The organism is Kitasatospora sp. NBC_01250, assembly GCF_036226465.1.
In the GTDB taxonomy this organism is placed as follows: Bacteria; Actinomycetota; Actinomycetes; order Streptomycetales; family Streptomycetaceae; genus Kitasatospora.
In genome coordinates this window covers 363790-383834 of the sequence record NZ_CP108476.1, presented here as the reverse complement: position 1 = coordinate 383834, position 20045 = coordinate 363790, and the positions used below count along the sequence as shown (strand labels likewise).

21 protein-coding genes are annotated in these 20045 nt (G+C 72.7%); 12 read left to right on the top strand and 9 right to left on the bottom strand.

Translation table 11 applies throughout. From position 1 onward, the window contains the following. The first annotated feature begins 243 nt into the window (after positions 1 to 243). A complete protein-coding gene (locus tag OG500_RS01890) occupies positions 244 to 1179 on the top strand; it encodes a LysR substrate-binding domain-containing protein (protein WP_329575727.1) in 936 nt (311 codons plus the stop codon). A 93-nt stretch (positions 1180 to 1272) separates the two neighbouring features. Then, positions 1273 to 1404 (top strand): M4 family metallopeptidase, encoded by a 132-nt coding sequence (locus OG500_RS01885; RefSeq protein ID WP_442906991.1) that lies wholly within the window; start codon positions 1273 to 1275, stop codon positions 1402 to 1404. Positions 1405 to 1665: 261 nt separating this feature from the next. Here the strand turns inward: OG500_RS01885 and OG500_RS01880 are convergent, their stop codons facing one another. Beyond that, positions 1666 to 4401, bottom strand: a complete 2736-nt coding sequence (locus OG500_RS01880) for a SpoIIE family protein phosphatase (protein ID WP_327064580.1) — start codon at positions 4399 to 4401, stop codon at positions 1666 to 1668. 281 nt (positions 4402 to 4682) lie between these two features. Between OG500_RS01880 and OG500_RS01875 the strand changes: the two genes are divergently transcribed. The 5 genes from OG500_RS01875 (at position 4683) to OG500_RS01855 (ending at position 10128) form a co-directional block, all read left to right on the top strand. After that, positions 4683 to 5156, top strand: coding sequence for a nucleoside deaminase (locus OG500_RS01875; protein ID WP_327064579.1), 474 nt, complete (start codon positions 4683 to 4685; stop codon positions 5154 to 5156). Positions 5157 to 5493: 337 nt separating this feature from the next. Then, positions 5494 to 6735: a beta-ketoacyl-[acyl-carrier-protein] synthase family protein gene (locus tag OG500_RS01870; RefSeq protein WP_327064578.1), complete on the top strand. Its 1242-nt coding sequence runs from the start codon at positions 5494 to 5496 to the stop codon at positions 6733 to 6735. A gap of 59 nt (positions 6736 to 6794) precedes the next feature. Further along, positions 6795 to 8024: a cytochrome P450 gene (locus tag OG500_RS01865; protein WP_329575722.1), complete on the top strand. Its 1230-nt coding sequence runs from the start codon at positions 6795 to 6797 to the stop codon at positions 8022 to 8024. A 168-nt stretch (positions 8025 to 8192) separates the two neighbouring features. Further along, positions 8193 to 8768, top strand: a complete 576-nt coding sequence (locus tag OG500_RS01860) for a hypothetical protein (RefSeq protein ID WP_327064576.1) — start codon at positions 8193 to 8195, stop codon at positions 8766 to 8768. A gap of 154 nt (positions 8769 to 8922) precedes the next feature. Beyond that, a complete protein-coding gene (locus OG500_RS01855) occupies positions 8923 to 10128 on the top strand; it encodes a cytochrome P450 (RefSeq protein WP_329575719.1) in 1206 nt (401 codons plus the stop codon). On the opposite strand, the gene OG500_RS01850 is transcribed toward OG500_RS01855, so the two are convergent. Further along, positions 10115 to 10852: an SDR family oxidoreductase gene (locus OG500_RS01850; RefSeq protein ID WP_329587353.1), complete on the bottom strand. Its 738-nt coding sequence runs from the start codon at positions 10850 to 10852 to the stop codon at positions 10115 to 10117. The genes OG500_RS01855 and OG500_RS01850 overlap by 14 nt on opposite strands. A gap of 217 nt (positions 10853 to 11069) precedes the next feature. Here OG500_RS01850 and OG500_RS01845 point away from each other — a divergent pair, with 217 nt between their 5' ends. Continuing rightward, positions 11070 to 12347: a cytochrome P450 gene (locus OG500_RS01845; RefSeq protein ID WP_329575716.1), complete on the top strand. Its 1278-nt coding sequence runs from the start codon at positions 11070 to 11072 to the stop codon at positions 12345 to 12347. A gap of 100 nt (positions 12348 to 12447) precedes the next feature. On the opposite strand, the gene OG500_RS01840 is transcribed toward OG500_RS01845, so the two are convergent. The 3 genes from OG500_RS01840 to OG500_RS01830 form a co-directional block, all read right to left on the bottom strand. Continuing rightward, complete coding sequence (locus tag OG500_RS01840) at positions 12448 to 12894, bottom strand: universal stress protein (RefSeq protein ID WP_329575713.1); 447 nt, start codon at positions 12892 to 12894, stop codon at positions 12448 to 12450. Positions 12895 to 13035: 141 nt separating this feature from the next. Further along, positions 13036 to 13182, bottom strand: coding sequence for an SDR family oxidoreductase (locus OG500_RS01835; protein WP_327064572.1), 147 nt, complete (start codon positions 13180 to 13182; stop codon positions 13036 to 13038). A gap of 82 nt (positions 13183 to 13264) precedes the next feature. After that, complete coding sequence (locus OG500_RS01830) at positions 13265 to 14275, bottom strand: zinc-binding dehydrogenase (protein WP_327064571.1); 1011 nt, start codon at positions 14273 to 14275, stop codon at positions 13265 to 13267. A gap of 161 nt (positions 14276 to 14436) precedes the next feature. Here OG500_RS01830 and OG500_RS01825 point away from each other — a divergent pair, with 161 nt between their 5' ends. The 4 genes from OG500_RS01825 to OG500_RS01810 all read left to right on the top strand — a co-directional run bounded on the left by OG500_RS01825 (position 14437) and on the right by OG500_RS01810 (position 17300). Further along, entirely contained in the window at positions 14437 to 14970 is a 534-nt protein-coding gene (locus OG500_RS01825; protein WP_329587350.1) for a TetR-like C-terminal domain-containing protein, read from the top strand. 167 nt (positions 14971 to 15137) lie between these two features. Then, positions 15138 to 15722 (top strand): dihydrofolate reductase family protein, encoded by a 585-nt coding sequence (locus OG500_RS01820; RefSeq protein WP_327064570.1) that lies wholly within the window; start codon positions 15138 to 15140, stop codon positions 15720 to 15722. Positions 15723 to 15732: 10 nt separating this feature from the next. Then, complete coding sequence (locus OG500_RS01815) at positions 15733 to 16077, top strand: YciI family protein (RefSeq protein ID WP_327064569.1); 345 nt, start codon at positions 15733 to 15735, stop codon at positions 16075 to 16077. An 11-nt stretch (positions 16078 to 16088) separates the two neighbouring features. Continuing rightward, complete coding sequence (locus OG500_RS01810; protein ID WP_329575708.1) at positions 16089 to 17300, top strand: RNA polymerase sigma factor; 1212 nt, start codon at positions 16089 to 16091, stop codon at positions 17298 to 17300. A 68-nt stretch (positions 17301 to 17368) separates the two neighbouring features. Here the strand turns inward: OG500_RS01810 and OG500_RS01805 are convergent, their stop codons facing one another. The 4 genes from OG500_RS01805 to pip form a co-directional block, all read right to left on the bottom strand. Then, positions 17369 to 18073 (bottom strand): dihydrofolate reductase family protein, encoded by a 705-nt coding sequence (locus OG500_RS01805; protein WP_329575705.1) that lies wholly within the window; start codon positions 18071 to 18073, stop codon positions 17369 to 17371. Next, positions 18073 to 18579 carry an SRPBCC family protein gene (locus OG500_RS01800; RefSeq protein WP_329575702.1) on the bottom strand — a complete coding sequence of 169 codons (507 nt, stop codon included), beginning with the start codon at positions 18577 to 18579 and terminating at the stop codon, positions 18073 to 18075. Before OG500_RS01800 ends, OG500_RS01805 begins: the two co-directional genes overlap by 1 nt. A 3-nt stretch (positions 18580 to 18582) precedes the next feature. Beyond that, a complete protein-coding gene (locus tag OG500_RS01795; RefSeq protein ID WP_327064565.1) occupies positions 18583 to 18924 on the bottom strand; it encodes an ArsR/SmtB family transcription factor in 342 nt (113 codons plus the stop codon). 90 nt (positions 18925 to 19014) lie between these two features. Then, the gene (gene pip / locus OG500_RS01790) at positions 19015 to 19974 is read right to left on the bottom strand and encodes a prolyl aminopeptidase (RefSeq protein ID WP_329575698.1); all 960 of its coding nucleotides are present in this window, start codon (positions 19972 to 19974) and stop codon (positions 19015 to 19017) included. Positions 19975 to 20045 lie beyond the last annotated feature (71 nt).

The window sequence follows — 20045 nt, the reverse complement described above, 5'->3', positions numbered from 1 at the left end:
CAGCACGAACGCGATGCCGTTGCCTCGGACATGGGCGGCCGGACGAGCGCCGGCCGCCGGTCGCGCGAGGATCGGCCTGCCGACGGGCCCGGGTGCCGCCCCGCCGACGGTCCTACTGTGCGACCACGGAGCATCTCATGTCTATTGACCATTCCGTATGGGCCAATACGCTGCGTGTATCGCCCTGCTCACAGGGGTATTTGAGGCACTGTCAGAGCGCCAGCAAGGGACCCGTCCGAAATAATGTCCGAATTCCCGTCGCCTCAGGTGCTCTTCGACCTGCGCCTGGTGTGGTATTTCACCGTCGTGGCCGAGTACCGGCATTTCCGCCGCGCCGCCGAGGCGCTGCACACCACCCAGCCGTCCTTGAGCCGGCAGATCCGCCGCCTTGAACAGCAGCTCGGCACCCGCCTGTTCGAGCGCACGCCGCACGGCAACCACCTCACCCAGGCGGGCGAGGTCTTCCTGCCTCTCGCCACCGCGCTGCTGCACCGCGCCGACCAGGCCGCGGCACACACCCGCGCCGCCGCACAGCCGGACCGCATCACCGTCGGCTACACGCCGGGCTTCATCATCACCGCGGCCGTGCGCGCCCTGCGCCGGCAGCACCCCGGCGCCGAGGTGGCGACCCGGCACCTGGCCGTGCCCGACCGGCCCCGGGCGCTGCTGGACCACCGCGTGGACGCCTTGGTCACCCGGCTGCCGTTCGCGACCGACGGCCTGGAGGTGACCCCCCTCTACGACGAACCCCGCGTCCTGCTGGTGCCGTTGGAGCACCGGCTGGCCGGCCGGGAATCGGTCACCCTGGACGACATCGCCGACGAACCCCTGCCCAAGGTGCGCGGTTGCGACCCGATGGTGAGCGCCTTCTGGCGCATCGACCCCAGACCCGACGGACGCCCGGCCCCGGACGGCCCCCTCGCCGAAACCACCGAGGACCTGATCGAACTCGCCGCCACCGGGCAGGCCGTGTTCATCACCGTCGCCGCCGGCCCCGTGCGCCCGGACCTCACCGCCATCCCACTGGAGGGCGTCGAGCCCAGCCGCGTCGTGCTCGCCACCCGGGCCCGCGACCGCAACCCCCTGGTGGCGGCCTTCCGCGCCCACGCCCGCGCCCATCTCACCGGCCGGGACCCGACCGGGCCTCCCCGGAGTCTCCAGCGAAGGACCGACGGATGATCGAGGTCGAGGTCGAGGACGGCGCCACCCTGGCCACGTCACTGAACCTGGACCCGCGCGAGAGCCTGCAGCCCGCCGACGCCGACAAGAAGGATGACCACCACCACCGACTACTCCGCCGCTCGTGCAGCCACCCTCCAGGCGGCCGCCGATCTCTTCGGCCCGGGCAGCGACACGGTCGCCACCGTCGCCGCCGCCTGGAACGCCGTCAACGTCACCAGCTGACCACCACCCGCCGGGCGCACCGCGCGCCCGGTACCACCCCGCCGGAGGCGACGTCCGTGCACGGCGCGATCAGCCGGTGCCGCTGGAACGGGTCGTCCGCTGACGGAAGGCGCCGGCCTGCTGCTGGCAGTGGTCGCGCTGGACCGGGGGCCGACCGCGCGGGTATCCAGGCCGGCCCCGGGAGCACCGGGAACCGGCCGCGTCGCTCCACTGCTGCCGCGCGATCGGCAGCGCCGAGGGCTACAGGTGGACACGCCCGCCTCACGGCGAGGGCAGCGGGACGGCGTGCGGGGCCTCGTGACGTTGCGGGGTCAGGGTGCGGGCGGAGGCGGGGAAGGCCTGCTCGGCCCAGATGACCTTGCCGTGCGGCGTGTAGCGGGTGCCCCAGTGCTCGGTGAGCTGGGCCACCAGGAACAGCCCGCGGCCGCCCTCGTCGGTGCTCGCCGCGTAGGTCAGGTGCGGCGAGGTGTTGCTGCCGTCGGAGACCTCCAGGATCAGGCTGCGGTCGCGCAGCAGCCTGACCCGCACCGGGGCCGAGCCGTAGCGGATGGCGTTGGTGACCAGTTCGCTCAGGGCGAGCTCGGTGGCGAACGACAGCTCGCCCAGGCCCCATGCGTCCAGCGTCGCCGCGCTCCACGCCCGGATGTCGGCGACGGCGGCCGGGTCGCCCGGCACGTCGCGCTCGGCGACCCGGTCGGGGCCGAGCACCCTGGTCCTGGCGATCAGCAGTGCCACGTCGTCCTGCGGGCGCTCCGGCAGCAACGCCTCCAGCACTGCCCGGCAGTGCTCCTCCGGCTCCCGGCCGCGCTGCGACAGCGCCGCGCGGAGCAGGTCCATGCCGACGTCGAAGTCCCGGGTGCGCTCCTCGATCAGGCCGTCGGTGTAGAGCACGATCTGGGTGCCCTCGGCCAGCTGCACCTGGGTCGTCTCGTACGGCATCCCGCCCGCGCCGAGCGGCGGGCCGGTCGGCAGGTCCGGGAAGACGACCCTGCCGTCGGGATCGACCAGCGCGGGCGGCGGGTGGCCGGCGGTCGCGATGGTGCAGAGCCGGGAGGTCGGGTCGTAGATCGCGTACAGGCAGGTGGCGCCGGTGACGCCGATGCCGGTACCGCTGTCGCTCTCCTCCTGGTCGATCCGGTTGACCAGCTCGTCGAGGTGGCCGAGCACCTCGTCGGGCGGCACGTCGAGCGCGGAGAAGTTGTGGACGGCGGTGCGCAGCCGGCCCATGGTGGCGGCGGCGTGCAGCCCGTGGCCGACCACGTCGCCCACCACCAGGGCGACCCGGCTGCCGGGCAGCGGGATCACGTCGAACCAGTCGCCGCTGACGCCGGACTGCGCCGGCAGGTAGCGGTGGGCGACCTCCAGCGCGCTCTGGTCGGGCAGGGCGCGCGGCAGCAGGCTGCGCTGCAGGGTCACGGCCATGGCGTGCTCGCGGGTGTAGCGGCGGGCGTTGTCGATGCTGACGGCGGCCCGCGCGACCAGCTCCTCGGCCAGCGAGCGGTCGTCCTCGTCGAACGGCTCGGGCTTCTGCGACCGCCAGAAGTTGACGACGCCCAGGATGATGCCGCGGGCCTTCAGCGGGATGGTGACCAGCGTGTGGACGCCGTAGTCGAGGATGTGCCCGGTCCACTCGGGGTCCTGGGCCTGCCAGCCGGGCGCGACCCGCAGATCGGGGACGACCTGCGAGCGGCCGCTGTCGAAGCCGCGGGCCATCGGGGTGGACGGGATGAAGGCGGTCAGTCGGCCGCAGGGGTAGAACGGGTGGTCGTCGCGGATGCCGTGGACAGCGGTGCGGCGCAGGTTGACGGCGCCGCCGGTGGGCTCCTCGCCCTGCAGCACCGGGTCGGCGAGGTCGACGGTGACGAAGTCCGCGAAGCCGGGCACCGCGACCCGGGCCAGCTCCTCGGCGGTGCGCTCGACGTCGAGCGTGGTCCCGATGCCGACACCCGCCTCGTACAGCAGGGCGAGGCGCTGGCCGGCCACCTCGGCCTTGCCGGAGAGCGCGAGCAGCTCGGTGGAGTCGCGAAGAGTGGCGACCGTGCCCATGGCGCGGCTGTGCGGGGCGGTCGGCCGCTGGTTGACCGCGACGAGCCGGCTGCCGACGTGGAGCAGTTCGTCGGTGACCGTCCGGCCCGACAGCAGCAGGTCGGTGGTCTCGGGGGTGAGGCCCTCGATGTCGCCCAGGTGCCGGCCCTCGGCCCGGGCGGGCAGACCCAGCAGCTCGCGCGCCTCGTCGTTGGCCAGCAGCAGTTGCCCGTCCTGTCCGACGATGACCACGCCCTCGCGGACCGCGTGCAGGACGGCGTTGTGGTGCTCGTACATCCGGGCCAGCTCGCCCGGGTCCATGCCGTGGGTCTGGCGCTTGAGCCTGCGGGCGATCAGCGCGGTGCCGGTGGTGGCGATCACGACGGCGACGGCGCCGGTGCCGAGGATCAGTGGCAGCTGCCGGTTGTCGGCGGCGGTGACGTTGTTGACCTTGAGCCCGGCCGACACCAGGGCGGGTATCGATCCGTCCGGGGCGGTCACCGGGACGGTCGCCTGGACTTCGTGGCCCAGCGGGCCGTGCACGCTCTCGGTGTAGATCTGCCCGTGCAGGGAGGGGCCGATGGTGCCGACGAACCGGTGGCCGATCTCGCTCGGCATCGGGTGCGTGTAGCGGATTCCCTGGTCGTTCATGACGACGATGAAGTCGACGCCGGCGACTTTGCGGGTGGCCTCGGTGATCGGCTGGAGAATCGCCGAGGGATCGGGCGACTTGAGTGCGGCGAGCAGGCCGGGAGAATGCGCGAAGGTCTCCGCGACCGCGACCGACCTGTTCTTCGCCTCGGTATCGCTGCTCCGCCGCGACTGCAGGACCTGCGCCAGGATCGCCCCGAGCACGAGGAGGACCACGACCACGAGTTCCAGCGCGAATACCTGAGTGGCTACGCTGCGTCGGTTTCTCGCTGTCGGTGGCTTTCTGAATACGACCCGCGATCGGTCGGTATGTTCGACCATGTTGTCATGTTTAGCACCATGCCCGGATTTTCCTGCCAGGTTCTTCTCGTTGTCTCGTTCCTCGGATTTCTGCCATTCGCATTCTCGGCCCCGGACAGTCACTCCCGGTGACTGCGTTCGGCCCGCCCGGCGGGCCGTCGTGCTGCGGTTGCACCACCGTGCGCGGGTGCCGCGCCGGGATCCGGGGACACCCCGAAGCCTCCGCGAACCACCAGTAGGCTGATGTGCCGGCCCAGGTGATGTCAGCAGGCCTTGGCCGCACCGCCCCGAGGAGACACGTCATGGCCGATCACCCCCACGCCCACCTGCTCACGGCCATCGAGCTGGCAGCCTCCGCGCGAGCGCACGGCAACCATCCCTTCGGCGCCCTGCTCGCCGACTCCGGCGGGGGCGTCCTGCTCACGGCCGAGAACACCGTGCTGACCGACCACGACGTCACCGCCCACGCGGAGACCAACCTGGTCCGGCAGGCCTCCCGCGCCCTGGCCCCGGCCCAGCTCACCGAGGCCACCCTGTACACGAGCACCGAGCCGTGCGCGATGTGTGCCGGCGCGATCTACTGGAGCGGCATCCGGCGGGTCGTGTACGCGCTCGCCGCGACCGAGCTGAACGCCATCGCGGGAGTGGACCCGGACGAGCCGGTGCTCGACCTGCCGTGCCGCCAGGTCTTCGCAGCCGGCGGGAACAGCGTGGAGGTCTCCGGGCCGCACCTCTTCGAGGAGGCCGCAGCGGTGCACACGGGGTACTGGGGGTAGCCGCCCGGCCTGGACGCGGTCCGTCGGGTGGCGGGGCGGCCCGGGCTGCTGGTGGTCCCGCGCGGGCGCGGCCGAACCCGCCTTCCGATCCCCGACGGGCTCTCTCCCGATCGGGCCGCCGTCGCCGGTGGTCCGATTCGGCTCGTCCGGCCGCAGCCGGTTCCGGCCTGGTCGGCGCAGCGAAAGCCGGGTGCCTGCCGATTGCGCCGCCGGACGTGCGAGGGCCTGGCGGTGCGGCACACGATGGCGGGTGTGGGCGGTGTCCGCCGTCCACCGGGGACGTGCCGCAGTGCACAGTCCATCGCCCAGCGGGTGGGCCGACGGAAAGGGATGACGCGTGGACGGGCCTGGAACTGGTGTGGTGGTGACCGGCTTGGGCGCGACGACTCCGCTGGGAGGCTCGGTCGCGGACACCTGGGAGTCGCTGCTGGCGGGCCGCTGCGGGGTGCAGGCGCTGGAGGAGGAGTGGGCGGCGGCGCTGCCGGTGCGGATCGCGGCGCGGGCGAGGGTCGAGCCGCGGGAGGTGCTGGGGCGGGTGGAGGCCCGCCGACTGGACCGCTCCGGGCAGTTCGCACTGGTCGCCGCCCGGGAGGCGTGGGCGGATGCGGGGACGCCGGTGGTGGAGGGGGCGCGGCTGGGCGTGGCGGTGGCCACCGGCATGGGCGGGGTGACGACGCTGCTCGCCGCGCACGACCTGATGCGTGAGCGGGGGCCGCGTCAGGTGTCGCCGCTGTCCGTGCCGATGCTGATGCCCAACGGGCCCGCGGTGGCCCTGGGGGTCGAGTTCGGCGCGCGGGCCGGGGTGCATGCGCCGACGTCGGCGTGCGCGTCCGGGGCGGAGGCGATCGCCCAGGGCTTCGAGATGATCCGCGCCGGTCGCGCGGACGTGGTCATCGCCGGCGGCGCGGAGGCCGCGGTGCATCCGCTGCCGATCGCGGCGTTCGGCAACATGATGGCGCTCTCCAGGCGCAACGACGATCCCGCGCGGGCCTCACGTCCCTACGACCGCGACCGGGACGGTTTCGTGCTGGGCGAGGGCGCGGGCATCCTGGTCCTGGAGTCGGCCCGGCACGCCGCCGCCCGTGGCGCGCGGCACTACGGCCGGCTGGCGGGGGCGGGTCTGACCAGCGACGGCTACCACGTGGCCGAGCCGGCCCCGGGCGGCGGGTCGCTCGCCGAAGCCGTCACGCAGGCCCTGGCCGCCGGTGGCATCGATCCCTCGCAGGTCGCGCACGTGAACGCGCACGCCACCGCCACCCCGAAGGGCGACCTCGCCGAACTCGCCGCCCTCAAGGCCGCGTTCGGCCCGCTCGCCACCGGGCTCGCGATCTGCGCCACCAAGTCCATGACGGGCCACCTGCTGGGCGCGGCGGGCGCGGTGGAGGCCATCGCCACCGTGCTGGCCCTGCACCACCGCACGGTGCCCGCCACCGTCAACATCGAGGAACTCGACCAGGCCGTGGACCTCGACATCGTCCGGGACAAGCCGCGCGACCTGCCGCTCGGTCCGGTCGCCGCGCTCAGCAACTCCATCGGCTTCGGCGGGCACAACGTCGTCCTGGCCTTCCGCGTCGACTGAGCCGTCCCGGGCGCCCGCCCTCCGGAACACCGCACGCACCAGCACCAGAAGGGACCCGCGTGCCCACCAGCACCAGCCTCGGACCTGACAGCCTGCTGCGCCGGATGTTCTCGCCCACCGGCCGCACGGACCCCTACCCCTGGTACGCGCAGCTGCGCGAGTGCGCCCCCGTGCACCGCACCGCGACCGGGACGTACGTGTTCAGCCGCTACGCCGACGCGGCCTCGATCGCCCGCGACCCCGCCTTCGCCGTGAAGGACGCGGCCTGGTTCGACGCGCACACTCCCCACTGGCGCTCCAGCGCCGGGATGCGCCTGTTCGGTGCCGCCATGCTGTTCTGCAACGGGTCGGACCACCTGCGCGTCCGCAAGGTCATGTCGGCCGCCTTCACCCCCCAGCGCCTCCATGAGTTGGAGCACCTGGTGCGCGGTATCACCGGGCAGCGGCTCGAGGCCCTGGGCCGGCTCGCTGCCGACGGCCGCTGCGTCGACCTGCACGCGCTGCTCACCCTGCCGCTGCCCCTGGCGGTCGCCTGCACTCTCACCGGCGTGCCCGCCCAGGACAGTGGCTGGGTCTACGAGTTGGTCCAACCGCTGCTCGCGCTGCTCGACCCGTACGTCGACACCCGCGCCCTGGAACGCTGCGACACGGCCGCCGCGGCTCTTCGCCCCTACCTCTCCGCGCTGCTGGCCGAGCGCCGCCGACGCCCCGGGGACGACCTCGCCTCCCAGCTGGCCCGGGCCCAGGCAGCCGGCCGGCTGACGCAGGACGAGTCCGAAGCAGCACTGACCCTCGCGATGGCCGCGGGCTTCGAGACCACGACCGTCCTGCTCGACCATGCGATCAGCGCCCTGATGGCCGACCCCGGACAGTCCGCCGCCGTCGCCGAGGATCCGCGCGCCGCCGCTGCCGCGGTGGAGGAGACCCTGCGCCACGACCCGCCGGTGCAGTTGTTCACCCGGATCGCCCGCCGGGACACCGCCGTCGGCGACCTGCCGGTGAAGGCCGGTCAGGAGGTCCTGGTGCTGCTCGCGGCCGCTCACCGCGACCCGGAGCGCTTCCCCGAACCCGACGCCTTCGACCTGCGGCGCGACACCGGCCAACTGCTCTCCTTCGGCGGCGGCGCCCACTACTGTCTGGGCGCCGTGCTGGCCAGGATGGAGGCACGGGTCATCCTGCCGGCCCTGTTCCGCCGCTTCCCGGGGCTGCGGGCGGCCGGCCCGCCCCAGAGCAACCACCGCATCACCATGCGCGGTTGGACCACCCTGCCCGTCACGCTCGGCCCCTGACCGGGACTGCTCGGGCCGGCGGCACCCGCACAGGGTCCGTTCGGGCCTTCACGGTTGCCGAGGGCGGGAGTGCACCGATCTACTGAGGACAGAACGGTGCGTAGTCGAATCAATGCGTACCGGCAACGGCGCTGTCCCCAGCGCGACCTCCCGAAACGGACGGACCCCATGCTCCTGCTCGCCCCCAAGTCCGCGGCCCGCGTGTCCCGGCTGCTCGCCGCTGCCAGCGCGGCCGGTCTGCTCACCGGTGGACTGGCGCTCGCGGCCCCCACCACCGCCTCCGCCGCGACCCTCGTCGCCACCTGCAGCTCCACCTCCACCGACTCCTTCGCCCAGCCCCTTGACCCGGGCAGTACCGACAACCCGCAGTCCGAGACGTACCGCGGCACCGGGACCATCACCTGCCTCGACGTCGGCGGCAAGCTCCTCGCCCGCGGCACGACCAAGTTCAGCGGCTCGATCGCCGCAGCCGAGTGCACGGGCGACGAGACATCGGGCAGCTACACCGTCGAGGTCGACTGGTCCGACGGCACCAGGACCACGGGCACCTACACCAAGTTCGACGAACTCGACGCCGACGGCACCGGCGCCGTGACGATCAGCGGCACCACGGACGTCGGCAGCACCAAGTTCGCCGGCTACGCCTCGACCATCACCGGGACCTCCAGCGGCACCGGCTGCGGAACCCAGGCCGGCGAGAGCAGCAAGTCGCAGACCTCGGTCGTCACCTTCTCCAAGCTCTGACCCTGACCGGAAATCTGGCAGCACCGCGAAGGCGCGGGCCGGTGCGGGCGGACACGACCCGAGGGCCGTCTCCGCCCGCACCGGCCCGCGCCAGTAGTCACCCCACCCGGCCACGGGCCCGGACGACGACTCGAACCAGGGGACACACCCGCCCATGACCCAGACCATCCAGAGCCTCCCCACCGGCCGGGAGCGGTACTTCGACCCCTTCGACCCCGCCCTGCACGCCGACCCCTACAGCCGCTACGCCCTGGCCAGGGAGTCGGCGCCACTGTGCCAGGGCCCGCACGGCCTGACCGTGGTCACCCGCCACCGCGACGTCTCCGCCGCACTGCGCGACACCCGCCTGGGCCACGGGCCGACCACCGCACCCAACCGGATCTTCTCCTTCCTGGGCCTCGATCCGCCCGAGCACGGTCCGCTGCGCCGGGTGGCCGCCCAGTTCTTCGGCCCCCGGACGATCAGCGCGCTCGCACCCCGCATCAGCGGATTCGTCGACGACCTGCTCGACACCGCGCTGCAGAAGCAACACGTCGACCTGCTCGGCGAGTTCGCCTACCCGCTGTCGCTGCGCGTCATCTGCAGCCTCTTCGACCTGCCCGAGCAGGACCAGCCCTGGATCCGGGCCCAGACCCCGCCGATCGGCCGGCTGCTCGATCCGCCCTACTCCATCAGCGGGCCCGACCTCGCCGCCGCCCGACAGGCCGCCGCCGTCTTCGTCGCCTACCTGCGTGAGCAGATCACCCACCGGCGCCGACACCCCGGCCCCGACCTGCTCAGCCGGTTGATCTCCCATGCCGACTCGGGCCCGACCCTCACCCCGCGCGGCCTGATCCCCATGTGCGCGCTGCTGCTGATGGCCGGTTACGAGACCACCGCCAACATCATCGCCAACGGCGCCCTCGCCCTGCTGCGGCACCCCGCCCAACTCGAAGCAGCCCGCGCCCGTACCACCGACGGCCTGCTCGACCCCGCCGCCATGGACGAACTCCTGCGCTACGACTCGCCGATCCAGATCACCTTCCGCACCGTCCAGCAGGAGACCGCCGTGGCCGGCACCGCCCTGTCGCCGGGCACCCCCGTCGCGCTGCTCATCGGATCCGCCAACCGCGATCCGCGCGCCTTCGCCCGGCCCGAGCGACTCGACCTGCAACGCGCGCCCAACCCGCACCTGTCGTTCGGAGCGGGCATCCACTTCTGCCTCGGCGCACCACTGGCCCGCCTGGAGGCCGGCCTCGCCCTGGGACACCTGCTGGCCCGCACCCGCCACCTGGAGCTGGCCGGGGACCCGTCCCACAAGGACATCACCGCCGCCGTCCGCGGCCTGAACGACCTCCCCCTCGCGCTCACCCCTCGCTGAGGGGGCGCTCCCGTCGGTCCCACCGCTCCTGCACGTCCGGGTAGATCAGCTCCAGGTCGTTCGGCAGGGCAGCCTTGATCCGCCGGGTGCGCTCATCGGCCAGGACCTCCTCCCGGCCCTCCTCCACGGCATCCAGCGCCCGGGCGGCCACCGTCTCGGGACCGATCTTGAATCCGCCCACCGCGGCGGCCATCTCCGTGTCGATGAACCCGGAATGAACCGCGACCACCAGCGTGCCCTGAGCGCGCAGCTCGACGCGGGCGCCGTTGGTCAGCGCCCAGGCGGCTGCCTTGGACGCGCAGTACGAGCCCATGCTCGGCAAGGTGATCCAGCTGGCCGCGGACAGCACGTTGACCAGCGCTCCTCCGCTGTTGCGCCCGAGAACGGGGGCGAAGGCCCGGCACATGGACAGCGTGCCGAAGTAGTTCACCCCCATCTCCGTCTCGGCGGCTCCGTTACGGTCGACCGCCAGGAACGGACTGCTCATCAGCACACCGGCGTTGTTGATCAACAACGTCACGTCGGAGCACGTGGCCGCTGCCGCCGCCACGTGCTCGGGCACGGTGATGTCGAGCCGGACCGGAACGCCACCGGATTCACCGACCCCGCGAGGATCACGCGCAGCGCAGTAGACGGTCCGCGCGCCACGCTCCAACAGTGCACGGACGAACGCCCGCCCGAGCCCCCGATTCGCACCGGTGACCAGCGCGACCGAGCCTCTCACCCGCACGCTCGCCTCCCGAACGCCTCGTCACCGAAAAGCCACCGACCAGTGATCATCCGGGGTCGGGCGCCCGGTGATCCCCGGGCGGCACGCCGCCTCACCCGTTCGAGCGGCCCGTCTGGGCCGAGGGGGCTACCGCACGGCGTCGCCCGACACCGCGGGGGACAGGGTGGGAACACGAAACGACCGCTCTCCCTGCCACCGCGATGGAGCCCTCGTGTCCCAACAACAGCCGCCGGGAGGCGCCTTCGCCACCTCGGCCTGCCCCCACGCCCAGCTGGTCACCGGCGAACCCGAACGCTGGGACGCACACCGCGACTACCGGGCGCTGCGTGAGCAGGCCCGGGTCCAACAAGTCGTCGTTCCCGGCGGACTCGTGGCATGGCTGGTCACCGGCCACGCCGAGGCGCAGCAGGCCCTGACGGAACCACGGTTGGCCCATGACATGCGCCGACTGCCCACGGCCGACCAGGGCTTCGGCGGCAGGCGCTACCCCGACGACATCTTCGCCGTCGAGGGCCGCCACCTGCTCAACAGCGACGGCCCTGACCACGCACGCCTGCGCGCCGTCCTGGGGCCGCTGCTTTCACGCAGCGCCACGCTGCGCTGGCGGCCACTCGTCGACCGGGTCTGCGCGGAACTGCTGGACGAGCTGGCCGAGGCGGACACCGCCGATCTGGTGGCCGACTACGCCCGGCCGCTGCCCGCCCGCGTGACGGCGCAGATCCTCGGCGTCGGAGCCGGGCACGTCCCCCGGCTGACCGAGCTGACGATCTCCATGGTCACCGCCCGCGACCCCGACCTGCCGGCCGTGCACCGGGACCGCGAGGAGCTGTTCCGGCTCTGGGCACGCATCATCGGGGCCAAACGGCGGGAACCGGGCGATGACCTGCTCACCCGGCTCCTGCGGAGCTGTGACCGCGGCGACCTGTCCCCGCAGGAGCTGGCGTCCGTCGCCTGGGGCGTCTTCTCGGGCGGCATCGCCTCGACCACCACCGCGATCACCGCCGGGGCGATCGAGCTGATGCGCACCACCGATCCGCTCGGCGCTTTGGCGCACGAGCCGGACGCGAGCCGTCTCGTCGAGGAGATCCTGCGCCTCACCAGCCCGTTCGCCTTCGCCGCCTGGCGCTTCGCCACCGAGTCCGTCACGATCGGCGCGACCACGATCCCGCAGGGCTCGGTCGTCCTGGTCGGCCTGGCCGCCGCCAACCGCGACCCCCGGGTCTTTCCCGTCCCGGACGCCCTCGCCGGCCGCGGACACGGCCGACGTGCCCACCTCGCGTTCGGCCGCGGCGCCCACTACTGCCCCGGAGCGCAGCTGGCCCGGATGGAAGTGGCCACTGCTCTGACCTCGCTGTTCGAACGCCTCCCCACGCTGCGGCTCGCCGTCCCGGAAAGCGCACTGCGCTGGCGAGGCGTCCTGCTGGAACGCTGCTACGAAGCCGTCCCGGTGCGGACCGGCGCGATCCGCGTCGCATGCTCCGCCCGGTAGCCGGCACTCCACCGAACCGTGCGGGTCGGGGCGACCGGCCCAGGACGCGGCCCGCTGGACCCTGGGGGCGCCAGCGCGCGGCGCGGCGGACCGGGATCCGTCAGCTCCCCGGACCGCGGACCACCACCACCGGGCAGCTGGCGTGCTGGACGCACTGCTGGCTCACCGACCCGAGCAGCGCCTCGGCGAAGCCGCCGTGCCCGCGGTTGCCGACGACCAGGAGCGTCGCCCCGTGGGCGGCGTCCAGCAGTGCGGCCGCGGCGTGGCCGCGCACCACCAGCGGGCGGATCTCAACCGGATGACCGGTACCCACCGCTGTGCGGATGGTCTCGGCGAGGGCTTGGCCCGCGTCCTTCTCGTAGTCGGGGACCTCGGCCGAGAGGGAGGGCCAGCCGTAGGTCTTGGGCAGCTCCCAGGAGGTCAGCGCCTCGACCGCGCTGCCGGTCAGCTCCGCCTGCCGCACGGCCCACCGCAGTGCGGCCTTGGACGAGTCCGAACCGTCGACACCGACCACGATCCGAGGCGCTTCGATCGCTTCCTCGGTCATCGTCGCTCACCTCCGTCCGCCCCTGGGTGCCCTTTCCACCATCCCCGGAAACGGCTCGACCGGCCACCGTACGCCGGTGGCGCGTCAGGAGCCTTGGAGCCCTCACGAGGGGATCGCCACCGGTCACTGCGCTCGTTCCGGTCACTCCGGGACGGTGAACGCCTGCGAGATGCCGCCGTCGAGCGGCAGTGCGGCTCCGGTGATGAAGCCCGAATCATCCCCGGCGAGGAAGGCGATCGCCCCGGCAGCCTCCTCCAGCGTGCCGAACCGCCCCATCGGCGTCCGCATCGTGCGGTCAGGGTGCGGATGCCGCTACCGGAGGCGGGCGGGTGAGCAGCGGCTTCCCGTGCCCGCGCGGGTGGGCAGGTGGTCAGGGGCGCAGGATCAGGCGGATCGGGTCGCCTTCCTTGGTGTGCAGGCGCCGGACGGCCTCGGCGGCGTCGGCCAGCGGCAGCACGTCGGTGATGGAGCGTGAGAAGTCCAGCCGGCCGCCTTCGGCCAGGGCGATCAGCTGCGGGACGGCGTTGTCCTCGGAGCCGTAGTGGCCGAGGATCTGGTGCTGCAGGTAGCTGAAGCGGGTGCCGTCGGTGACGGTCAGTGGCTTGTCGGTCAGTCCGACCAGGACCAGGCGCCCCTTGGGGGCGAGGACGGTCAGGGCCTGTTCGCGGACGGCCGCGACGCCGGCGAAGTCGAACGCGGCCTCCAGCGCCCGGTTGCCGGTGGCGGCCAGGACCTGCTCGCGCAGCCGGGGGTCGGCGGGGTCCAGGGCCAGGTCGGCGCCGAACTCCAGGGCCCGCCGGCGGGCGGCCGGTGCCGGGTCGACCGCGACGATCGGGCAGGCCCCGACGGCGCGCAGCAGCTGGACGGCGTGGGCGCCGAGCCCGCCGACGCCCCACACGCCCACGGCCTGCGCCGGGCGGACCCCGGCGGTGGTGGTGATGGCTCCCCAGGGGGTGGAGACCGCGTCCGGGATGATCGCGGCCTGCTCGAACGGGATCGCGTCGGGCAGCGCGAACAGTGTCCCGATGCCGGCCAGCGTGTACTCGGCCCAGCCGCCGTCGTAGTCGACACCTCGCGTCAGGAGACGGCCGTCGCGCGCCTCGCCCGCCTGCAGCACGACCCGCTGCCCGGCCGTCCAGCCGGTCACGTCCGGTCCGAGTTCGGCGATGGTCCCGGCGACCTCGTGTCCGAGGGTGACGGAGTCGCCCGGCGGGTAGGTCGGCGTGAGGGTGCCGTCGATCAGGTGGACGTCGGACAGGCACACGCCCGCTGCCTCGACCTTCACCAGCACCTGCCCGGCGCCGGGCACGGGCCTGGGCACGTCCTCGATCGCCAGGGTGTGGGAGGGGAGGTGCAGCCGCGCGGCGCGCATGAGGTCCATGGCGGGTCCGTCCGTTCGTCTCGGCGGCCTGCGTCTTATCGCAAGTCGTCTTGCTTTCCAACGTACGTCCGTGGGTTTCGTATCGCAAGAGAGCTTGCGTTAGGCTCGATGGTGTGACGGACGACAGAGAGGCACCGCCGCTGCGGCGCCGCGGTGAACGGATGCGGCAGGCCGTCCTGGCCGCCACTGTCGACCTGCTCACCACGCAGGGCCTGGCCGCGACCACGGTGGCCGCCGTCGCCCGCGCGGCCGGCGTCCACGAGACCTCCGTCTACCGGCGCTGGAGGACCCGCGAGAACCTCATCTTCGACGCGCTGGCCACCCACTCGGACACCGCGCTCCCGGCACCGGACACGGGCGACGTGCGCACCGACCTGTCGCTGCTGTTCGCAGCGCTGGCCCGGTACCTGGCGACGCCGGCCGGCAGCGCACTGCTGCACCTCGGCACGGTGCGCGGCGAGAGCGACCTGGAGGAGGGGCGGCGCTCCTACTGGCAGGCCCGCCTGGAACGCGCCGAAACCCTCGTCCGGCGCGGCATCGACCGAGCAGAGCTGCCGGCCGACACCGACCCCCACCTCCTGGTGGAAGCCATCGCGGGCCCCCTGCTCGCCCGGGTCCTGCTCACCGGTGAACCGCTGGAGGCGACCCTGGTGCCGCGCCTGGTCGACCTGGTCCTGGACGGCGCGCGCGCCTGACCCGGCAGCCGCGGCGCGCCTGCCGCAGCGTCCGTGCCGCTTGCGCCGCTTCCGCCGCGGCAACCGCGAATCTGGTGTCGTGGCTGGTGTCGATTTCGCCGAGGGCTGTTCGTCCAGAGGGTGAGTCGAGCCGCACAGGAGCGGTCCGCGGATGGAAGGAGCAGGTCATGCGGTCTGTCACGGCCACGATGTCGGTCACCCTCGATGGGGTGGTCCAGGGCCTCGGACGCGCGGATGAGGACACCCGCGGCGGATTCGCCCACGGGGGCTGGGGCGGGCCGTACAACGACCAGGTCATGGGCCGGGAGATGAGCCAGAGCATGGCCAGGCCCGGCGACATGCTCTTCGGCCACCGGACCTGGCAGGACTTCATCACCGTGTGGGCGGGCGCGACCGACGGCAACCCGTTCACCGCGCACATGAACGCCGCCACGAAGTACGTCGTGTCCCGGACCCTCGAGGACGCCGACGCCTGGCAGAACTCGATCCTGCTGAGCGGGGAGGCCGCCGAGACGGTGGCCGACCTCAAAACCCGGCCCGGCAACGACCTGTCGATCATCGGCAGCGCCTCGCTGGTCCACGCCCTGCACGCCGCCGGCCTGATCGACCACTACCAGCTGCTGATCCACCCGCTGACCCTGGGCGGCGGCACGCGCCTGTTCGAGGGCCCCGCGCCGCTGACCGAGTTCGAGCTCACCGACTCCGTCCCCACCACCACGGGCGTGATCATCGCCCGCTACACCCGCCGATAAGGGAGGGACCATGCCGCAGTACCTGCTCTCGATCTACCAGCCGGACGGCCCGGCGCCCGACGCCGAGACCATGGCCCGGATCACCGCCGACCTGCACCGGCTGAACGAGGAGCTGCGCGAGAGCGGCTCGTGGGTGTTCACCGGCGGCCTGCACGCGCCCGGCACCGCCACGGTGGTGCGGGCCGACGGCATGATGACCGATGGTCCGTACGTCGAGGGCAAGGAGTGCATCGGCGGCATCTGGGTGATCACCGCGCCCGATCTGGACGCGGCGCTCTCCTGGGGCCGCAAGGCGGCAGCCGCCACGACGCTGCCGATCGAGGTCCGCCCGTTCCAGGACGTCGAACCGTTTTGAGCCGCAGTCCGATGACGCCCCAACAGATCGCGGCCGTCTTCCGCGCCGAGTACGGCAGAGCCGTCTCCGTCCTCGTGCGCGGGCTCGGCGACATCGACCTGGCCGAGGACGCGGTGGCCGACGCCTTCGCGACCGCGCTGCTCAAGTGGCCGGTCGACGGCGCCCCGCCCAGCCCGGCCGGCTGGATCATCACCACCGCCCGCAACCGGGCCATCGACCACCTGCGCCGCGAAGCCGTTCGCGCGCACAAGTACGCCGAGGCCGCACGTATCGGCACCCCGGCGGCCGAACCCGTCGAAGGGGGCGCCGTGCCCGACGACCGGCTGCGGCTCGTGTTCACCTGCTGCCACCCCGCGCTGGCCCGCCCCGCCCAGGTGGCGCTCACCCTGCGGCTGCTCGGCGGGCTCACCACGGCCGAGACCGCCCGCGCCTTCTTCGTGTCCGAAGCCACGATGGCGCAGCGGCTCGTGCGGGCGAAGGCGAAGATCCGCGACGCGCACATCCCCTACCGGGTGCCGTACGAGGCCGACCTGCCCGAACGGCTCGACGCGGTGCTCGCGGTGCTCTACCTGATCTTCAACGAGGGCTACGTCGCCACCTCCGGCGCAGAGCTCGCCCGCGGCGACCTGTGCATCGAAGCGATCCGGCTCGCCCGGCTGCTGGTCGAGCTGATGCCGGACGAGCCGGAGGCCGCGGGACTGCTCGGGCTGATGCTGCTGACCGAGGCGCGTCGCCCCGCGCGCACCGACGCCGACGGCGCTCTGGTGCGGCTCGCCGACCAGGACCGCTCGCGGTGGGACGCCGGCCTGATCGCCGAGGGCAGGGCGATCGTCCGCGCCTGCCTGCGCCGAAACCGGCCCGGCCGCTACCAGTTGCTCGCCGCGATCAACGCCGTGCACACCGACCCGGTCACCGACTGGACGCAGATCCTCGCGCTCTACGACCACCTCGCGCGGCTCGACCCCGGTCCGATGGTCGCCCTCAACCGCGCGGTCGCCCTCGCCGAGGTCGAGGGTCCCGCGGCGGCACTGCGGCTGGTGGACGACCTGGACCACGGCACCTCCCACCTGTTCCACGCGATCCGCGGCGACCTCCTCGCCCGCCTCGGGCGGGGAGGCGAGGCCCGGCAGGCCTTCGAGGCCGCAGCCCGGCTCACCGACAACCAGGCGGAACACGCCTACCTGATCGCCCGGCGCGACCGGCTCGGCGAAGCACCCGGGTGACCGCCCCGGTGCAGCACGGCAGGCACATCTCCGGCAGGATCCGCCGGGCAGGCGTGCTGGGCCGTGTCTCACAATTCGCGCGCCTGGCGGGAATTGTGAGACACGGCCCAGCGTGGGCGCACGGCGTAGGTCAGGTGTGTCACCCGCGGCGACGGCTCCGAACGGATCGGCTCCAGCGCGATCCTGGACGCGTCCACGCCCTCGAACAGGCGGGTTCCGGAGCCGAACAGCACGGGTGACAGGGTGATCGAGAACTCGTCGACCAGGCCGGCGTTCAGGTGCTCCAGGATCGCCGCGCCGCCGCCGGCGATGCGCACGTCGCGCTCGCCGGCGGCCTCGCGGGCCTGCTCCAGGGCGTGCTCGATGCCGTCGTTGACGAAGTGGAAGGTGGTGCCGCCGGGCCGCACCCACGGGTCGCGCTCGGTGTGCGTCACGACGAACACCGGGGTGTGGAAGGGCGCCTCCTCCGGCCACGACTGCTCGCCGAGGTCGAACATGCGCTTGCCCATGACGCTCGCGCCGGTGCGCTCGTACGTCTGCCGCGCGATGTCGTTGTCGAGTCCTTCCTCGCCGCCCTCGCCGAGCCGCAGGTTCTCCCGGAAGAACCGCTGCGGGAAGATCCACTGCTGCAGTTCCATCCACTGTGCCATCCAGCGCCGGACCTGCGGGTCGTCCTGCTTCTCGGGCGCGAAGAAGTTCGCGACGGACGGGGACTCGGGGGCGATGAACCCGTCCAGCGACATCGACACGCTGAAGAACACCTTGCCGGCCATCAGCGCTCAGCTCCCTTCCGGAGGGTCTCGGTGACGTAGGCAGCCAGGTTGCCCAGGGTCTGCCGACCGCCCTCGACGGCGTGGTACTTCTCGACCGCCTCGTCGCGCAGTTCCTTGGTGGGGAACAGCGTGCGCATCTCGATCCGGGTCGCCGCGCCGTCCGGTGCGAAGGTCAGGACCGACTCGAAGGCGTTCGGGTCGTCGCAGGACTCACCGTGCAGCAGCACGATCCGCTCCGGCGGGGCGATCCGCTGCCAGCGGATCCACTCGGAGTAGTCGGTTCCGTCCGGCCCGTGCAGCACGAAGACCCACTCCCCGCCCTCGCGGAACTCGAAGGACCGCGTGGTGGTGGTGAACCCCTGCGGACCCCACCACTGCGAGAGGTGCCGGACCTCGGTGAACGCCTCGAACACCAGCTCCCGTGGGGCGTCGACGACCCGGGAGACCACGATCTCCCGGTCCGCCGTCGCCGGCTCCGCCCGCGTTTCCTGGCTTGCCCCTGCCATCGGTCATTCCTCCTGCCGTGTCTGCTTGAGGTCCTGCACGTAGCTGTCCAGCCGGTCGAAGCTCTCGTTCCAGAACCGCTCGAACCCGCCGGCCCAGTCGTGGACCGGTCGCAGCCCACGGGCGTCCAGGCCGTAGAGGCGCTGCTTGCCCGCCTTGCGGTCCCGCACCAGCCCGACCTCCCGGAGCACCCGCAGGTGTTTGGACGCCCGCGGCTGGGTCATCCCCAGCTCCTGAGCCAGCTCGGTCACCGGCCGCTCGCCCGCCCGCAGCAGCGCCAGGATCTCCCGGCGCTGCGGCTCGGCGATCGCGTTGAAGACGTCCGATGTCGTCGCTGCTCGTGCCATAGCACCGATCATATGCCCATATCGGCATGCGTCAAGCGGAGAGGAATCCAGTGGGTCCGGTCGGGTGACGGTGGCGGCACGATCAGGCCGTCACCGGTTCTTGAACTCCTCGATGGCCGTCCGGGACGCCTGGTGCATCGCCTGGCTTCCGGCGTGCCCGCAGTCCTCGATGATGTGCAGTCGCGAATCCGGCCACGCCTTCGCCAGCTCCCACGGCGCCTGGACCGGGCAGCTCATGTCATGTCGGCCGTGGACCATCACCCCGGGGATCCCGGCCAGCTTGTGGGCGTTGCGCAGCAGTTGACCGTCCTCCAGCCATGCGTTGTTGCCGAGGATGTTGGCGCAGATCCGGACGAACGCGATCTGCGCGTCGACCTCGCGATCGCTGTACAGGCCGGACACGCCGTTGGGCTCGGTCGAGATGACCGCGTCCTCCCAGGCGAGCCAGGTGGCTGCGGCCTTCTCCCGAACGGCCCGGTCAGGGTTCTCCATCAGCCGCGCGTACGCCGCCGGCAGGTCGCCGTCCCGCTCATCCTCGGGAACGCCGTCGCGGAAGCGGTCCCACGCCTCGGGATGGAACCGCCCGGCGCCCCGGTAGAGCCAGTCGACCCCGGAGCGGTCGGCGATCATCACCGCTGAGACGACGATCTCGCTGACTCGCTCGGGGTGCTGCTGTGCATAGGCCAGCACGAGTGTCGAGCCCCAGGAGCCGCCGCAGAGCAGCCACTTCTCGATGCCGAGGTGCTCGCGCAGCCGCTCCATGTCGTCGATCAGGTGCTGCGTGGTGTTCAGACTCATGTCCGCCGCCGGGTCGCCGGCGTGCGGGGTGCTGCGACCGCAGTTGCGCTGGTCGAAGCGGATCAGGCGGTAGCGCTCGGGGTCCCAGGCCCTCGTCGGCCGCTGCGGCGCGCCCGACCCCGGGCCGCCGTGGACGTTCAGGGCGGGCTTGCCGTCGGGGTTGCCGAGCTGCTCGTAGTAGATGCGGTTGCCGTCCCCGGCGTCGAGGAAGCCAGTGTCGTAGGGACTCGTCGGAGGGTAGAGATCAACCATAAGCGTCGACCCTAGGGGAGTGGTCGTCACCGCGCTGCGAAACCGGGAATCCTGGTGATCAACTGACCCTC

What these genes read in the sequence shown, in the direction of transcription:
- OG500_RS01890 (WP_329575727.1), top strand. Translation starts at nt 244, where the DNA reads ATGTCCGAATTCCCGTCGCCTCAGGTGCTCTTCGACCTGCGCCTGGTG.
- OG500_RS01885 (WP_442906991.1), top strand. Translation starts at nt 1,273, where the DNA reads ATGACCACCACCACCGACTACTCCGCCGCTCGTGCAGCCACCCTCCAG.
- OG500_RS01880 (WP_327064580.1), bottom strand. Translation starts at nt 4,401, where the DNA reads ATGGTCGAACATACCGACCGATCGCGGGTCGTATTCAGAAAGCCACCG.
- OG500_RS01875 (WP_327064579.1), top strand. Translation starts at nt 4,683, where the DNA reads ATGGCCGATCACCCCCACGCCCACCTGCTCACGGCCATCGAGCTGGCA.
- OG500_RS01860 (WP_327064576.1), top strand. Translation starts at nt 8,193, where the DNA reads ATGCTCCTGCTCGCCCCCAAGTCCGCGGCCCGCGTGTCCCGGCTGCTC.
- OG500_RS01855 (WP_329575719.1), top strand. Translation starts at nt 8,923, where the DNA reads ATGACCCAGACCATCCAGAGCCTCCCCACCGGCCGGGAGCGGTACTTC.
- OG500_RS01840 (WP_329575713.1), bottom strand. Translation starts at nt 12,894, where the DNA reads ATGACCGAGGAAGCGATCGAAGCGCCTCGGATCGTGGTCGGTGTCGAC.
- OG500_RS01835 (WP_327064572.1), bottom strand. Translation starts at nt 13,182, where the DNA reads ATGCGGACGCCGATGGGGCGGTTCGGCACGCTGGAGGAGGCTGCCGGG.
- OG500_RS01830 (WP_327064571.1), bottom strand. Translation starts at nt 14,275, where the DNA reads ATGGACCTCATGCGCGCCGCGCGGCTGCACCTCCCCTCCCACACCCTG.
- OG500_RS01825 (WP_329587350.1), top strand. Translation starts at nt 14,437, where the DNA reads ATGCGGCAGGCCGTCCTGGCCGCCACTGTCGACCTGCTCACCACGCAG.
- OG500_RS01820 (WP_327064570.1), top strand. Translation starts at nt 15,138, where the DNA reads ATGCGGTCTGTCACGGCCACGATGTCGGTCACCCTCGATGGGGTGGTC.
- OG500_RS01815 (WP_327064569.1), top strand. Translation starts at nt 15,733, where the DNA reads ATGCCGCAGTACCTGCTCTCGATCTACCAGCCGGACGGCCCGGCGCCC.
- OG500_RS01810 (WP_329575708.1), top strand. Translation starts at nt 16,089, where the DNA reads ATGACGCCCCAACAGATCGCGGCCGTCTTCCGCGCCGAGTACGGCAGA.
- OG500_RS01805 (WP_329575705.1), bottom strand. Translation starts at nt 18,073, where the DNA reads ATGGCCGGCAAGGTGTTCTTCAGCGTGTCGATGTCGCTGGACGGGTTC.
- OG500_RS01800 (WP_329575702.1), bottom strand. Translation starts at nt 18,579, where the DNA reads ATGGCAGGGGCAAGCCAGGAAACGCGGGCGGAGCCGGCGACGGCGGAC.
- OG500_RS01795 (WP_327064565.1), bottom strand. Translation starts at nt 18,924, where the DNA reads ATGGCACGAGCAGCGACGACATCGGACGTCTTCAACGCGATCGCCGAG.
- pip (WP_329575698.1), bottom strand. Translation starts at nt 19,974, where the DNA reads ATGGTTGATCTCTACCCTCCGACGAGTCCCTACGACACTGGCTTCCTC.